The 14,614-nt window shown below is 63.0% G+C and carries 11 protein-coding genes; all 11 read left to right on the top strand.

Features of this window, described 5'->3' with window-relative positions; genetic code table 11:
• Positions 1 to 61 precede the first annotated feature (61 nt).
• The 11 genes from M1B35_RS01870 to M1B35_RS01820 all read left to right on the top strand — a co-directional run bounded on the left by M1B35_RS01870 (position 62) and on the right by M1B35_RS01820 (position 14,541).
• Positions 62 to 1,561, top strand: a complete 1,500-nt coding sequence (locus M1B35_RS01870; RefSeq protein WP_123332071.1) for a CoA-acylating methylmalonate-semialdehyde dehydrogenase — start codon at positions 62 to 64, stop codon at positions 1,559 to 1,561.
• A 36-nt stretch (positions 1,562 to 1,597) separates the two neighbouring features.
• Entirely contained in the window at positions 1,598 to 2,419 is an 822-nt protein-coding gene (locus M1B35_RS01865; RefSeq protein ID WP_268261075.1) for a TIM barrel protein, read from the top strand.
• Positions 2,420 to 2,551: 132 nt separating this feature from the next.
• Complete coding sequence (gene iolD, locus M1B35_RS01860; RefSeq protein ID WP_268261074.1) at positions 2,552 to 4,489, top strand: 3D-(3,5/4)-trihydroxycyclohexane-1,2-dione acylhydrolase (decyclizing); 1,938 nt, start codon at positions 2,552 to 2,554, stop codon at positions 4,487 to 4,489.
• Positions 4,490 to 4,523: 34 nt separating this feature from the next.
• Positions 4,524 to 5,534, top strand: coding sequence for a bifunctional inositol 2-dehydrogenase/D-chiro-inositol 1-dehydrogenase (gene iolG / locus M1B35_RS01855; protein ID WP_123332077.1), 1,011 nt, complete (start codon positions 4,524 to 4,526; stop codon positions 5,532 to 5,534).
• A gap of 127 nt (positions 5,535 to 5,661) precedes the next feature.
• Entirely contained in the window at positions 5,662 to 6,522 is an 861-nt protein-coding gene (locus M1B35_RS01850) for a sugar phosphate isomerase/epimerase family protein (RefSeq protein ID WP_268261073.1), read from the top strand.
• 250 nt (positions 6,523 to 6,772) lie between these two features.
• Positions 6,773 to 7,825 carry a Gfo/Idh/MocA family protein gene (locus tag M1B35_RS01845; RefSeq protein WP_268261072.1) on the top strand — a complete coding sequence of 351 codons (1,053 nt, stop codon included), beginning with the start codon at positions 6,773 to 6,775 and terminating at the stop codon, positions 7,823 to 7,825.
• A gap of 383 nt (positions 7,826 to 8,208) precedes the next feature.
• Positions 8,209 to 9,135: a sugar ABC transporter substrate-binding protein gene (locus M1B35_RS01840; RefSeq protein ID WP_268261071.1), complete on the top strand. Its 927-nt coding sequence runs from the start codon at positions 8,209 to 8,211 to the stop codon at positions 9,133 to 9,135.
• A gap of 84 nt (positions 9,136 to 9,219) precedes the next feature.
• Positions 9,220 to 10,785 carry a sugar ABC transporter ATP-binding protein gene (locus M1B35_RS01835; protein ID WP_268261070.1) on the top strand — a complete coding sequence of 522 codons (1,566 nt, stop codon included), beginning with the start codon at positions 9,220 to 9,222 and terminating at the stop codon, positions 10,783 to 10,785.
• 70 nt (positions 10,786 to 10,855) lie between these two features.
• Positions 10,856 to 11,878 (top strand): ABC transporter permease, encoded by a 1,023-nt coding sequence (locus tag M1B35_RS01830; protein ID WP_123332087.1) that lies wholly within the window; start codon positions 10,856 to 10,858, stop codon positions 11,876 to 11,878.
• A gap of 427 nt (positions 11,879 to 12,305) precedes the next feature.
• Entirely contained in the window at positions 12,306 to 12,710 is a 405-nt protein-coding gene (locus tag M1B35_RS01825) for a TraR/DksA family transcriptional regulator (RefSeq protein ID WP_123332090.1), read from the top strand.
• Positions 12,711 to 12,936: 226 nt separating this feature from the next.
• Positions 12,937 to 14,541, top strand: coding sequence for a methyl-accepting chemotaxis protein (locus tag M1B35_RS01820; protein WP_268261069.1), 1,605 nt, complete (start codon positions 12,937 to 12,939; stop codon positions 14,539 to 14,541).
• Positions 14,542 to 14,614: the final 73 nt, after the last annotated feature.

Here is a 14,614-nt window from a genome sequence, read left to right as displayed (position 1 = left end):
TGACTTGCTGGAAACTGAATTTCTGAATTGAGACTGCAACCTTTCACGGAGAACAAGAACAATGAGCGATACCCCGGTAATAGGTCATTACATCGGCGGCCAGGTGCAGGACGCCGGCGAGCGTTTCAGCCAGGTGTTCAACCCGGCCACGGGGGCGGTCCAGGCCCGTGTTGCCCTGGCCAGCCAGAAGACCGTGGACGAAGCTGTGGCCTCGGCGCTGAAGGCCTTCCCGGCCTGGTCCGAACAGTCCTCCCTGCGCCGCGCGCGGGTGATGTTCAAGTTCAAGGAACTGCTGGACCAGCACCACAAGGAACTGGCGCAGATCATCACCCGCGAGCACGGCAAGGTGCTGTCCGACGCCATGGGCGAAGTGACCCGCGGCATCGAGATCGTCGAGTACGCCTGTGGCGCGCCGAACCTTTTGAAAACCGATTTCAGCGACAACATCGGTGGCGGCATCGATAACTGGAACCTGCGCCAGCCCCTGGGCGTGTGCGCCGGGGTCACGCCGTTCAACTTCCCGGTGATGGTGCCGCTGTGGATGATCCCCATTGCCCTGATCACCGGCAACTGCTTCATCCTCAAGCCGTCCGAGCGCGACCCGTCCGCCAGCCTGCTGATGGCGCGCCTGCTGACGGAAGCCGGGTTGCCCGAAGGGGTGTTCAACGTGGTCCAGGGCGACAAGAGCGCCGTGGACGGCTTGCTCCAGCACCCGGACATCGAGGCGATTTCCTTTGTCGGTTCGACGCCGATTGCCGAGTACATCCACCAGCAGGCCAGCGCCCGAGGCAAGCGTGTGCAGGCCCTGGGTGGGGCCAAGAACCATATGATCGTGATGCCCGACGCCGACCTGGACCAGGCCGCCGACGCACTGATCGGTGCGGCCTACGGCTCGGCTGGCGAGCGCTGCATGGCGATCTCCATCGCCGTGGCGGTGGGTGACGTGGCCGACGAATTGATCGCCAAGCTGCTGCCGCGCATCGACCAGCTCAAGGTTGGCAACGGCTTGCAGGGCGACAGCGACATGGGGCCGCTGGTGACCGCCGAGCACAAGGCCAAGGTTGAAGGTTTTATCGACCAGGGCGTGGCCCAGGGTGCGGAGTTGCTGGTGGACGGTCGCGGCTTCAAGGTGCCGGGGGCGGAGCAGGGCTTTTTTGTCGGCGCCACCCTGTTCGATCACGTCACCACCGAGATGAGCATCTACCAGCAGGAAATCTTCGGGCCGGTGCTGGGCATTGTGCGGGTGCCCGACTTTGCCAGCGCAGTGGAGCTGATCAACGCCCATGAATTCGGCAATGGCGTGTCCTGCTTCACCCGCGATGGCGGCGTGGCCCGGGCCTTTGCCCGCACCATCAAGGTGGGCATGGTCGGCATCAACGTACCGATCCCGGTGCCCATGGCCTGGCACTCCTTCGGCGGCTGGAAGCGTTCGCTGTTCGGCGACCACCATGCCTACGGCGAGGAAGGTGTGCGCTTCTACAGCCGCTACAAGAGCGTGATGCAGCGCTGGCCCGACAGCATCGCCAAGGGCCCGGAATTCAGCATGCCGACGGCCAAGTAACTTTCTCAACGCGATGGATTTTGGAGAACAACAAGAATGAGCCAGCCCCTGCGTTTCGCCCTGAATCGTATGGTTGCACCGCGTTTGTCACTGCCGGAGTTTATCGACCTGGCGGTGACGCTGAAGGCCGATGCCATTGAGATCCGCAACGACCTTGCGGGCGTGGAAATCGAGGACGGCACGCCGCCGGAACGGGTCCGCGAATTGTGCGCGGCCCAGGGCATCAAGGTGTTGTCGATCAACGCCCTGTACCCCTTCGACGTGTGGAGCGACGAGCGTCGCCAACAGACCCTGAAACTCGCCGCCTATGCCCGTGCCTGTGGGGCCGAGGGGCTGGTGATGTGCCCGCTCAATGACCGTGCCGACCCGCGCACTGAGGCCCAGCGCATCAGCGGTTTGCGCACCGCTTTGAGCGAGCTGGCGCCGATCCTGCGGGATCACGGCCTGCTGGGGTTTATCGAGCCCCTGGGCTTCGAAGAGTGCTCGCTGCGCCGCAAGCGTACGGCGGTGGACGCGATCCGGGCCATCGGCGGCCTGGACGTGTTCCGCCTGGTGCACGACACCTTCCACCACCACTTGGCCAGCGAGCATGAATTCTTCCCCGAGCTGACCGGGCTGGTGCACATCTCCGGTGTCGAGGACCGTGAAGCGCCGCTCAACAGCATTCGCGACGGCCATCGGGTGCTGGTGGGCGAGGCGGACATCCTCGGCAATGCAGCGCAGATCGACACCCTGCTGAGCAGTGGCTACAGCGGCTACCTGTCGTTCGAACCCTTTGCCGAGAGTGTGCACGGGCTGGCGGATATCCAGCAGGCGATTGGCGCGAGCATTGCCCACCTGCAGCAATCCCTGACTTGACGCCGCCCTCGTGTAGGAGCCGGCTTGCCGGCGAAGGGACCCTTGCATGGGGCGCAAACCTTGAGGGTGCTTTCGCTGGCAAGCCAGCGCCTACAGGTCCGTTGGCCTCACATCATGAATAAGGTGCAAACCATGAGTACGACACGCTTGACCATGGCCCAGGCCCTGGTGAAATTCCTCGATAACCAATACGTCGAGGTGGATGGGGTCCAGAGCAAGTTCATCGCTGGGGTCTTCACCATTTTCGGCCACGGCAACGTGCTCGGCCTGGGCCAGGCCCTGGAGCAGGATAGTGGCGACCTGGTGGTGCACCAGGGCCGCAACGAGCAGGGCATGGCCCACGCTGCCATCGGTTTCGCCAAGCAGCACCTGCGGCGCAAGATCTACGCCTGCAGCTCTTCGGTGGGCCCCGGCGCGGCCAATATGCTGACCGCGGCGGCCACCGCCACCGCCAACCGTATTCCCTTGCTGTTGCTGCCTGGGGACGTTTACGCCAGCCGCCAGCCGGACCCGGTGCTGCAACAGATCGAACAGTTCCATGACCTGAGCATCAGCACCAACGATGCCTTCAAGGCCGTGAGCAAATATTGGGACCGCATCAACCGCCCCGAGCAACTGATGAGCGCGGCGATCCACGCCATGCGTGTGCTCACCGACCCGGCGGAAACCGGCGCCGTGACCCTGGCATTGCCCCAGGATGTGCAGGGCGAAGCCTACGATTACCCGGACTACTTCCTCGCCAAGCGCGTGCATCGCATCGACCGCCGCCCTGCCACCGAGGCCATGCTCGGCGATGCTCTGGCGCTGCTCAAGGGCAAGCGCAAACCGCTGATTATCTGTGGCGGCGGGGTCAAGTATTCCGGGGCCAACCGGGCGTTGCAGGCCTTTGCCGAACGCTTCGGCATCCCCTTTGCCGAAACCCAGGCGGGCAAGAGCGCGGTGGTCTCCGAGCACCCGTTGAACGTCGGCGGGATCGGCGAGACCGGCTGCCTGGCGGCCAACCTGTTGGCCAAGGACGCCGATCTGATCATCGGCATCGGCACTCGCTACACCGACTTCACCACGTCCTCGAAGTGGCTGTTCCAGCACCCCGAGGTGGAGTTCCTCAACCTCAATATCAGCCCCTGCGACGGCCTCAAGCTGGATGGCGTGCAGTTGCTGGCCGATGCCAAGGTCGGCTTGCAGGCCCTGAGTGAAACCCTGGGCCGCAGCGGCTACCAGGCGGCCTGGGGCGGGCAGATCACTGACGCTAAGGCCCAGTTGGAGGCCGAGGTGGACCGGGTTTACCAGGTGCAGTACCAGGACGATGGTTTTGTCCCGGAGATCAACGACCACATGGACCCGGCGGTGCTGCGGGAATTCATCGAGCTGACCGGCTCCTGCCTGACCCAGAGCCGGGTGCTCGGGGTGCTCAACCAGGCCTTGCCCGAGGACGGCATCATCGTCGCCGCCGCCGGCAGCCTGCCCGGCGACCTGCAGCGCAGCTGGCGCAGCAAGGGGGTCAACACCTACCACGTGGAATACGGCTATTCGTGTATGGGCTACGAGGTCAACGCGGCCCTGGGGGTCAAGCTCGCCGAGCCGGATCGCGAGGTGTACGCCCTGGTGGGCGACGGCTCCTACCTGATGCTGCACTCGGAGCTGGCAACCTCGATCCAGGAGCGCCGCAAGATCAACGTGGTGCTGCTGGACAACATGACCTTCGGCTGCATCAACAACCTGCAGATGGAACACGGCATGGACAGCTTCGGCACCGAGTTCCGCTACCGCAACCCGGAGACCGGCAAGCTCGACGGCGGCTTTGTGCCGGTTGACTTCGCCATGAGCGCTGCGGCCTACGGCTGCAAGACCTACAAGGTCAGCACCGAGGAGCAACTGCTGGCGGCCCTGGCCGATGCCCGGACCCAGACGGTCTCGACCCTGATCGACATCAAGGTCCTGCCCAAGACCATGATCCACAAGTACCTGTCCTGGTGGCGGGTGGGCGTGGCCCAGGTGTCCACCAGCGAGCGCACCGATGCGGTAGCCAAGACCCTTAATGAACGCCTGGCCAAGGCCCGGCAGTACTGATTGCTCTGCAACGAACAACAACAGGAGTATCTGCATGTCTTTGAAACTTGGTGTTATCGGTACCGGCGCCATCGGCCAGGATCACATCCGTCGTTGCAGCCAGACCCTGCTGGGCAGCCAGGTGGTGGCGGTCACCGACATCAACCTGGAATCGGCGGCCAAGGTGGTCAGCGACCTCAAGCTCACTGCCGAGGTCTACCCGGACGGCCACGCGCTGATCAAGGCGCCGGACGTCGACGCGGTGCTGGTCACCTCCTGGGGCCCGAGCCACGAGGAATTCGTGCTGGCGGCGATTGCCGCGGGCAAGCCGGTGTTCTGTGAAAAACCCCTGGCGGTGACCGCCGCCGGCTGCCGCCGCATCGTCGACGCCGAAGTGGCCCACGGCAAGCGCCTGGTGCAGGTGGGTTTTATGCGCCCCTACGATTCGGGTTACCAGGCCTTGAAGGCGGTGATCGACAGCGGGCAGATCGGCGAGCCGCTGATGCTGCACTGCGCCCACCGCAACCCGCGGGTGGGTGAGAACTACAAGACCGACATGGCCATCACCGACACCCTGATCCACGAACTGGACGTGCTGCGCTGGTTGCTGGCTGACGACTACGTGTCGGTGCAAGTGGTGTTCCCGCGCAAGACCAGCAAGGCCCACGCTCATTTGAAGGACCCGCAGATCGTGCTGCTGGAAACCGCCCGTGGCACGCGCATTGACGTCGAGGTGTTCGTCAACTGCCAGTACGGCTACGACATCCAGTGTGAAGTGGTGGGGGAGAGCGGCATCGCCAAGCTGCCGGAGCCGTCCCAGGTGCAATTGCGCAGCGAAGCCAAGCTGTCCAACGCCATCCTGATGGATTGGAAGGACCGCTTTATCGCCGCCTATGACGTGGAGTTGCAGGCCTTTATCGACGGCGTGCGCGCCGGCCAGGTGGGCGGACCATCGGCCTGGGACGGCTTTGCCGCCGCCGTGGCAGCCGATGCCTGCATCGAAGCACAGGGCAGCGGCCAGATCGTCAAGATCGACCTGCCAGACCGTCCGCGTTTCTACGGCTAACCCCCACTCTGTAGGAGCCGGCTCGCCGGCGAGGGGCCTTTGGATGCTAAGCACGTCTTGAAGGTGTTTTCGCTGGCAAGACAGCGCCTACGGAGGGGCACGATTGTTAATTTGGGAGGCTGTCACTGTGCGTATTGCATTAGACCCCTACATGTACCGCCATCTGCCCCTGGGCAAGATGACCGATAAGGCCGCCGAGCTGGGCTACGACTACATCGAGCTGTCGCCCCGTGAAGACTTCATGCCGTTCTACAAGGCGCCCCGGGTCGACCGGGCGCGGATCAAGGAATTTCGCAAGGCCCTGAGCGACAGCGGCGTGCAGCTCTCGTCCCTGTTGCCGATGTACCACTGGGCCAGCGCCGATGAAGGCTTGCGGGTAGCGGCGGTGCGCAACTGGAAGCGGGCGATCCAGATCGCTGTGGAGATGGATTGTGAGCTGGTCAACACCGAGTTCACCGGCCAGTCGGATAACCCGCTGGTGTGTGAAAACCAGTTCATGCGTTCCATGGACGAGCTGATACCCGAGTTCGAACGCGAAGGCATCAAGCTGGATATCCAGGCCCACCCCTATGATTTCTGCGAGCGCAACAACGAGTCGGTGGACATCATTCGCGGTCTGGATCGCGACTGGATCAACTACCTCTACGCCGCGCCCCACACCTTCTTCTACGACGACGGCAAAGGCGACATTGCCTCGATGCTCAAGTACGCGGGCTCCAAACTCAGCCACTTGATCATCGCCGACACCTACAACCACCGGGCGTCGTCCAACCTGCGCTACATCGTCAACCCACCGGGCGTCACCGCCACCGTGCACCAGCACCTGGACATCGGTCAGGGTGAGGTGGATTGGGACGCGTTCTTCGGCACCCTGCGCGAGATCCAGTTCGACGGCATCGCCACGGTGTCGGTGTTCGCCTGGGAAGACCGCCCGGATCAGTCCAACCTGATGATGCTGGAACGGATCAAAAGCGAATTGTGCCGCTAGCGGTTTGCTGTGTAGGAGCCGGCTTGCCGGCGAAGGGGCCTGTGGAGGGTGTGAATGCCTTGAGGACGCCTTCGCTGGCAAGCCAGCTCCTACATGGGATGGCGTGGGAATCTTTGTGTAGGAGCCGGCTTGCCGGCGAAGGGGCCTGTGGAGGGTGTGAATGCCTTGAGGACGCTTTCGCTGGCAAGCCAGCTCCTACGAGGGTTGGCGCGAGGTGGGCGATGGTGGGGAATGAATGGATGGAGGCTCTATGCGTATAGGTTTGGTGGGTTACGGCCATGGCGGTCGTCATTTTCATGCGCCACTGATTGCCAGTCTGGCCGGTGCGAGTTTTGTGGGGGTGGTGACTCGCTCCGCAGAACGCCGGCGGTTGTTGGCGGCGGATCACCCGGGGGTGAGGGCGTTCGACAGCATGGGCCAGTTGGCGGAGGCAGGGGTCGATGCCCTGGTGATTTCCACGCCCCTGGACGGCGCCCGGCCCTGGTCGCTGGAAGCCATTGAACGGGGCATCGCCGTGGTCAGCGACAAACCCTTCGCCGCCGATGCGGCCCAGGCCGAGGGAATGATCCAGGCTGCCGCTGCGCGCCGGGTGCCGCTCAGCGTCTATATGAACCGGCGCTGGGATTCGGACTTCCTGACCTTGCGCAAACTCATCGACAGCGGCGCGCTGGGCCGGATCACCCGCTACGAGTCGCGGGTCGAGCGTTATGCCCCGCAATCCGTGGGCAATGCCAGTGGCGGTGGGTTCCTGCGGGACCTGGGCAGCCATCTGGTGGACCAGGCCCTGCAGTTATTCGGGCCGGTGGCTCGGGTCTATGCCGAGCTGCAGTACACCCCTGAAGAAGCCGTGGTTGACCACGGCTTTTTTGTTTCCCTGACCCACGCCAACGGCGTGGTTTCGCATTTATGGGGCAGTTGCCTGCAAAACAGCCAGGCCCCGCGTTTTCGGGTCAGCGGCTCCGCCGGTTGTTATACGGTCGACGGCCTCGACGGCCAGGAGCAGGCGTTGGTGGCGGGTCGCTCGCCGAAAACCGAGGGCGAACGCTGGGGCGTGGAGGAGCATCGGCGCTGGGGCTGGTTCGAACAGGGGGATGAGCGCGAGCGCGTAACTTCGGAGCGAGGTGCCTGGCAGCAGTTCTATCAGCAGCTGCAACAGGCCCTGGAAGGCCAGGGTGCGCTGCCGGTCCCGGCCGCCGACGCGTTGGCCACCACCCAGGTGCTAGACGCCGCGCGCTTGAGTGCGCAGCAGTCTCGGGTGGTATCGATGACGACGTTTTCCGAGGGAAAAACAGATTTAGAATAAAATTCTAAAATGAGTTGATATAGAAATTATTTTCTAATAAAGTCATTTCCAGGTTGCCGACTAGCTAGGTTCCAAACCCCTCAAGCACGCCTTGAGACCGGTGCGGGCCGACCAACAAAAACAAACAGGTACCGTCGATGAAAACCTTCAAATCTGTTGTACAGGCTGTACGTTCATTGTTTCGCCATCCTCACGCGCCGGCCGCCGTTTTGCCTCGGGCCAGCCGTTCTGCCGTCCTCCTGACTTGCCTCGGCTTCCTGTGCGAAGAGCGCAACGGTTCACTGGTGTGCTGCGTACCCGGTGCCCCCATCGTGCATCTGCCGCTCTGAGTTTTTTCTGCGCTTTATCCATAAAACCTACAAGAATGTGGAGAAAGACCTTTTATGAACACCAAGATCCGTTTTGCCTCGCTTGCGCTGTCGATGATGCTGGCCAGTGGCGCCGCGCTCGCCGACATCAAGATTGGCGTGAGCATGTCGCAGTTCGATGACACCTGGCTGACCTATCTGCGCGAGTCGATGGACCAGAAAGCCAAGTCCCTGCCCGATGGCGTCAAGCTGCAGTTCGAAGACGCCCGCAGCGATGTGGTCAAGCAATTGAGCCAGGTCGAGAACTTCATCAGCCAGAAAGTCGACGCGATCGTGGTCAACCCGGTGGACACTGCCGCCACCAAGAAAATTACCGAAGCCGCGGTGAAGGCCGGCATCCCCCTGGTGTACGTCAACCGCCGCCCGGATGACCAGAACCTGCCCAAGGGCGTGGTCACCGTGGCCTCCAACGACCTGGAAGCCGGGAAAATGCAGATGCAGTACCTGGCCGAAAAGATGGGCGGCAAGGGCGACATCGTGATCCTGCTGGGTGACCTGGCGAACAACTCCACCACCAACCGCACCAAAGGGGTCAAGGACGTCCTGACCCAATATCCGGGCATCAAGGTCGATCAGGAACAAACCGGCATCTGGTCCCGCGACAAGGGCATGACCCTGGTCAACGACTGGCTGACCCAGGGCCGCAAGTTCGACGCGGTGGTGTCCAACAACGATGAAATGGCCATCGGCGCCTCCATGGCGCTGAAGCAGGCCGGGGTCGAGAAGGGCAGTGTGCTGATCGCCGGTGTCGACGGCACCCCGGATGGCTTGCGTGCAGTGAAGAAGGGCGACCTGGCGGTCTCGGTGTTCCAGGATGCCAAGGGCCAGGCGGACGGTTCCATCGATACCGCGGTGAAGATGATCAAGCATGAGCCGGTGGAGTCGGCGGTGTGGGTTCCGTATCGTCTGATCACCCCGGAAAACGTCGATCAGTTCAAGTAACGCTGCTCACTTTCCAGAGCTGTTCCATAACAACAATAAGTGGCAAGGCGGCCCCGGGCAGCCTTGCCGATGGAGTACCTGATCATGTTCGCTTCCGCGACTGCTTCGAGCACCCCGCTGGCGGGTATCCAGCCCGCCGCCACGTCGATTGAAGAACCGTATCTGCTGGAAGTCATCAACGTCAGCAAGGGCTTTCCCGGCGTTGTCGCCTTGTCCGATGTGCAGTTGCGGGTGCGCCCGGGAACGGTGCTGGCGCTGATGGGCGAGAACGGCGCCGGCAAGTCCACCCTGATGAAAATCATTGCCGGCATCTACCAGCCGGACGCTGGCGAGTTGCGCCTCAAGGGACGGCCGGTGGTGTTCGAGACGCCCCTAGCGGCCCTGCAATCGGGCATCGCCATGATCCACCAGGAACTCAACCTGATGCCGCACATGAGCATCGCCGAGAACATCTGGATCGGCCGTGAGCAGCTCAATGGCCTGCACATGATCGATCACCGCGCCATGCACCGTTGCACTGCGCAGTTGCTGGAACGCCTGCGCATCAACCTCGACCCCGAGGAACTGGTGGGCAACCTGAGCATCGCCGAGCGGCAGATGGTGGAGATCGCCAAGGCGGTGTCCTATGACTCCGACGTGCTGATCATGGACGAGCCGACCTCGGCCATCACCGACAAGGAGGTGGCGCACCTGTTCTCGATCATTGCCGACCTCAAGGCCCAGGGTAAGGGCATCATCTATATCACCCACAAAATGAACGAAGTGTTCGCCATCGCCGATGAAGTGGCAGTGTTCCGCGACGGCGCCTACATCGGCCTGCAACGGGCCGACAGCATGGACGGCGACAGCCTGATTTCGATGATGGTCGGCCGCGAGCTGAGCCAGCTGTTCCCGGAGCGCGAGAAGCCCATCGGCGAACTGCTGCTGTCGGTGCGCGACCTGCGCCTGGACGGGGTGTTCGACGGCGTGTCCTTCGACCTGCATGCCGGAGAAATCCTTGGCATCGCCGGGCTGATGGGCTCGGGCCGGACCAATGTCGCGGAAACCCTGTTCGGCATCACCCCCAGCGACGCCGGGGAAATTCGCCTCGACGGCCAGGCCCTGCGCATCAGCGACCCGCACATGGCGATTGAGAAGGGCTTTGCCCTGCTGACCGAGGATCGCAAGCTCAGCGGGCTGTTCCCGTGCCTGTCGGTCCTGGAAAACATGGAGGTGGCGGTGCTGCCCCATTACGCCGGCGGTGGCTTTGTCCAGCAGAAGGCTTTGCGCGCCCTGTGCGAGGACATGTGCAAGAAGCTACGGGTCAAGACCCCGTCCCTGGAGCAATGCATCGACACCCTGTCCGGCGGCAATCAGCAGAAGGCCCTGTTGGCGCGCTGGCTGATGACCAACCCACGGATCCTGATTCTCGACGAGCCGACCCGGGGCATCGACGTTGGTGCCAAGGTCGAGATCTACCGCTTGATCTCCTTCCTCGCCAGCGAGGGCATGGCGGTGATCATGATTTCCTCGGAGCTGCCCGAGGTGTTGGGCATGAGCGACCGGGTCATGGTCATGCACGAAGGTGAACTGATGGGCACCCTCGACCGCAGTGAGGCGACCCAGGAACGGGTGATGCAGCTGGCGTCAGGAATGTCGGCGGTGCACTGAATTTTTCAATCGATGGCGGCCGACGGCGCAGTGCTTCGCCGCGGCCAGGCAATAACAAAGGTGAGTGGTTATGAACGTGATGTCTGAAAACAAACCTGCCGCGGCGCCCGCTAGAACACGTCGGCGCTTTCCCACCGAGCTGAGTATTTTCCTGGTCCTGATCGGCATCGGCCTGGTCTTCGAGCTGTTCGGTTGGATCGTTCGTGACCAGAGCTTCCTGATGAACTCCCAGCGCCTGGTGCTGATGATCCTGCAGGTGTCGATCATCGGCCTGCTGGCCATCGGCGTGACCCAGGTGATCATCACCACGGGCATCGACCTGTCCTCGGGCTCGGTGCTGGCGCTGTCGGCGATGATTGCCGCCAGCCTGGCCCAGACCTCGGACTTTGCCCGGGCGGTGTTTCCGTCCCTGACCGACTTGCCGGTGTGGATACCGGTGGTGGCGGGGCTGGGCGTGGGCCTGCTGGCGGGGGCGATCAACGGCAGCATCATCGCCATCACCGGCATCCCACCCTTTATTGCCACCCTGGGCATGATGGTTTCGGCCCGCGGCCTGGCTCGCTACTACACCGAAGGCCAGCCGGTGAGCATGCTCTCGGATTCCTACACGGCCATCGGCCACGGGGCCATGCCGGTGATCATCTTCCTGGTGGTGGCGGTGATCTTCCACATTGCCCTGCGCTACACCAAGTACGGCAAGTACACCTACGCCATCGGCGGCAACATGCAGGCGGCGCGGACCTCGGGGATCAACGTCAAGCGTCACCTGGTGATTGTCTACAGCATCGCCGGCCTGCTGGCCGGGCTGGCCGGGGTGGTGGCGTCGGCACGGGCCGCTACCGGGCAGGCGGGGATGGGCATGTCGTATGAGCTGGACGCGATTGCTGCGGCGGTCATCGGCGGCACCAGCCTGGCGGGCGGGGTGGGGCGCATCACCGGCACGGTGATCGGCGCGCTGATCCTCGGCGTCATGGCCAGCGGCTTCACCTTTGTCGGGGTGGACGCCTACATCCAGGACATCATCAAGGGCCTGATCATTGTGGTGGCGGTGGTCATCGACCAATACCGCAACAAACGCAAACTCAAACGCTAATCTTGAGGTCCCCGTAGCCGTTCTTATGTAGGGGCTGATTGGTGTAGGTGCTGGCTTGCCGGCGATAGCGCCCCCCAGGCAGCCATCGTCGGCAAGCCGGCTCCTGCAAATGAATGGATTTGAGCGGTTATCCGCCCTCTGACACTGCCGTTTGTCTTCTAATAGACCCACTGCTATGGAATTTTTTGTTATAACCACACTCCGATAAGCACCACCAAAGCCCGCATTTGCGGGCTTTGTCGGCTTTGTCGGACAGATTCGCTGTCATTTCAGTTGCTGCGCCCTCAAACCGGCCTTAGACTGCCGCCCCTCGTAAATTGAGTGCCGGGTGGCGCTTGGAAGGAATGGCGCCTTTCCGCTGGCCTGACGGGCCAATCGGAAACAGCTTGAATTCGCCTTAACGCACGTATTTTTTATAGAGAAATCAATGACAAAGGATAAGTTGCTGGCCATGCCGGCGGATGACTACATGAATGCCGAGCAACACGCTTTTTTCAGCGAGCTGTTGCAAGCCATGAAGGTGGAAACCCACGAGCGCATCGAACAGAACCGGATCGCCATTGAAAGCCTGGACACCCCGGCTGACCCGGCCGACGCCGCTTCCGTCGAAGAAGAGCGCACCTGGTTGGTCAACGCCATTGATCGCGACCAGCGCATGCTGCCGCAACTGGAGCAGGCCCTGGGCCGCATCAGCGATGACAGCTTTGGCTGGTGCGACGACAGCGGCGAGGCCATCGGCCTGAAGCGCCTGCTGATCAGCCCGACCACCAAATACTGCATCGAAGCCCAAGAGCGCCACGAGCAGATCGACAAGCACCAACGGCAGGCGTGAAGACGAGCAGCTGAGCGCTTCAAGCTGCAAGCTGCAAGAGGGGCCGCACCGCGCGGCCCTGAAGCCGATGCCTGACTGATCTATCCCGCCTGCACCCCCCCGCTTTAACTGACCGCTCGCCATTTGCCGCTTCCCACTGCCCGTCTCCTACCAATGGCCCATAGATAATGGCCTTGTAGTGGCGTTTAATGCCTGCAAACAATTAAAACAGTGCGGGGTGTTGAACATGAACAGAGACGGATCTCTACCGCTTGCCCAATTGCCCTCTACCCAGGCCGCCAAGGCTCGCTGGTGGGCGCCGACCCTGCAGAGCATCGCCCAGGTTGGGGTGTTGTGCGGCCTGGCCCTGGGCCAATGGCCGTTGTACCTGTGCCTGCCCCTGGGGGTGTTGATTATCTGGTTGCCACGTTTGCGCAGTCGCGCCGTGGTACCGGTCAGTGCGTCGAGCGAAGGCAGTGAGATTGCCGCGCTGACCCGCGACCTGTCCTACAGCACCACCCACAACGCCCTGTCCGCCGCAGGCGTGGCCTATTCGGTCAAGCAACTGGCGGGCAAGCTGCAGTCCCAGCTGGACGCCGCCGCGCGCATCGTCGGCAGCGCCGAAGTGATGATCAAGACTGAACAGGCCACTTCCCAACTCAGCCGCCAGGCCCTGGGCGCTGCCAGTGAAGCCCACAGCAGCAGCGCCGAAGGGCGTAGCGTTCTGGCCGAGTCCATCAGCCGTATGCACCAGCTCAGCCAGCGCGCCAACAACAGCCGCGAGCTGATCGAGGCCTTGAGCCAGCGCAGTGAAGAAATCCAGCGGGTGACGTTGGTGATTCAGTCCATTGCCAGCCAGACCAACCTGCTGGCCCTGAACGCCGCCATCGAGGCGGCCCGGGCCGGGGAGCACGGGCGTGGCTTTGCCGTGGTGGCCGACGAAGTGCGCGGCCTGGCCGGGCGCACCGCTACGGCCACCGACGAGGTTGGGGTGATGGTCGCCGACATCCAGCAGCGCACCGCTCAGGTGGTGGAGCAGATCCGCCAGCTGTCGGCGGACCTCAACAGCGGCCTGGAGCAGGTGGAGCACACCGGACAAAGCCTGGACACCATCGCCCGCCTGGCGGCCGGGGTTGAAGAGCAGGTCAGCGAGATCGCCCGGGGCGCCGACACCAACCGTGAGCAACTGGACAGCCTGTTCCACGCCGTGGAGCAGATGCGCAGCGACCTGGCGGTCAGTGACCAGCAGACCCGCAGCCTGGCCGAGGCTGCGGTGCAGATGGAGGGGCAGGCCGAGACCATCAGCGAGCGTCTGGCGGCGGTGGGGCTGGATGACTATCACCAGCGTATCTATGACTTGGCCCGGGAGGGCGCACGGCGGATTGCCGAGCAGTTCGAGACCGATCTGGCACAGAATCGCATCAGCACCGAGGACCTGTTCGACCGCCATTACCAGTTGATCCCCAACACCACGCCGGCCAAGTACCAGACGCGCTTCGACCGCTACACCGACCAGGTGCTGCCGGCGATCCAGGAGTCCCTGCTGCCGCGCCATGATGGCCTGGTGTTCGCCATTGCCTGTACCCCCCAGGGCTACGTGCCGACCCACAACCAGGCGTTCAGTCAACCCCTGACCGGCGATGCCCAGCACGACGCCTTGCACAATCGCACCAAGCGCAAGTTCGAGGATCGCACCGGCATTCGCTGTGGCAGCCATCAGCAGCCGTTGTTGCTGCAGACCTACACCCGTGACACCGGCGAACTGATGCATGACCTGTCGGTGCCGATCATGGTCAAGGGCCAGCATTGGGGTGGTCTGCGCCTGGGCTACAAGCCGGAACGCGCCCGCTAGGTCGCGCTGCTCGGCCAGGTCATCAAGGATAGAGGGCAGGGCCTGGGGAAGCCCTGCGGGCCGGGCCTCGGGT

Source organism: Pseudomonas morbosilactucae (assembly GCF_023241665.1).
In the GTDB taxonomy this organism is placed as follows: domain Bacteria; phylum Pseudomonadota; class Gammaproteobacteria; order Pseudomonadales; family Pseudomonadaceae; genus Aquipseudomonas; species Aquipseudomonas morbosilactucae.
The sequence above is the reverse complement of the archived record's forward strand: the minus strand, read 5'-3'. Positions and strand labels throughout refer to the sequence as shown.

Bases quoted from the DNA above. Each gene is read 5' to 3' on its own strand.
- M1B35_RS01870 (WP_123332071.1), top strand. From the start codon at position 62: ATGAGCGATACCCCGGTAATAGGTCATTACATCGGCGGCCAGGTGCAG.
- M1B35_RS01865 (WP_268261075.1), top strand. From the start codon at position 1,598: ATGAGCCAGCCCCTGCGTTTCGCCCTGAATCGTATGGTTGCACCGCGT.
- iolD (WP_268261074.1), top strand. From the start codon at position 2,552: ATGAGTACGACACGCTTGACCATGGCCCAGGCCCTGGTGAAATTCCTC.
- iolG (WP_123332077.1), top strand. From the start codon at position 4,524: ATGTCTTTGAAACTTGGTGTTATCGGTACCGGCGCCATCGGCCAGGAT.
- M1B35_RS01845 (WP_268261072.1), top strand. From the start codon at position 6,773: ATGCGTATAGGTTTGGTGGGTTACGGCCATGGCGGTCGTCATTTTCAT.
- M1B35_RS01840 (WP_268261071.1), top strand. From the start codon at position 8,209: ATGAACACCAAGATCCGTTTTGCCTCGCTTGCGCTGTCGATGATGCTG.
- M1B35_RS01835 (WP_268261070.1), top strand. From the start codon at position 9,220: ATGTTCGCTTCCGCGACTGCTTCGAGCACCCCGCTGGCGGGTATCCAG.
- M1B35_RS01830 (WP_123332087.1), top strand. From the start codon at position 10,856: ATGAACGTGATGTCTGAAAACAAACCTGCCGCGGCGCCCGCTAGAACA.
- M1B35_RS01825 (WP_123332090.1), top strand. From the start codon at position 12,306: ATGACAAAGGATAAGTTGCTGGCCATGCCGGCGGATGACTACATGAAT.
- M1B35_RS01820 (WP_268261069.1), top strand. From the start codon at position 12,937: ATGAACAGAGACGGATCTCTACCGCTTGCCCAATTGCCCTCTACCCAG.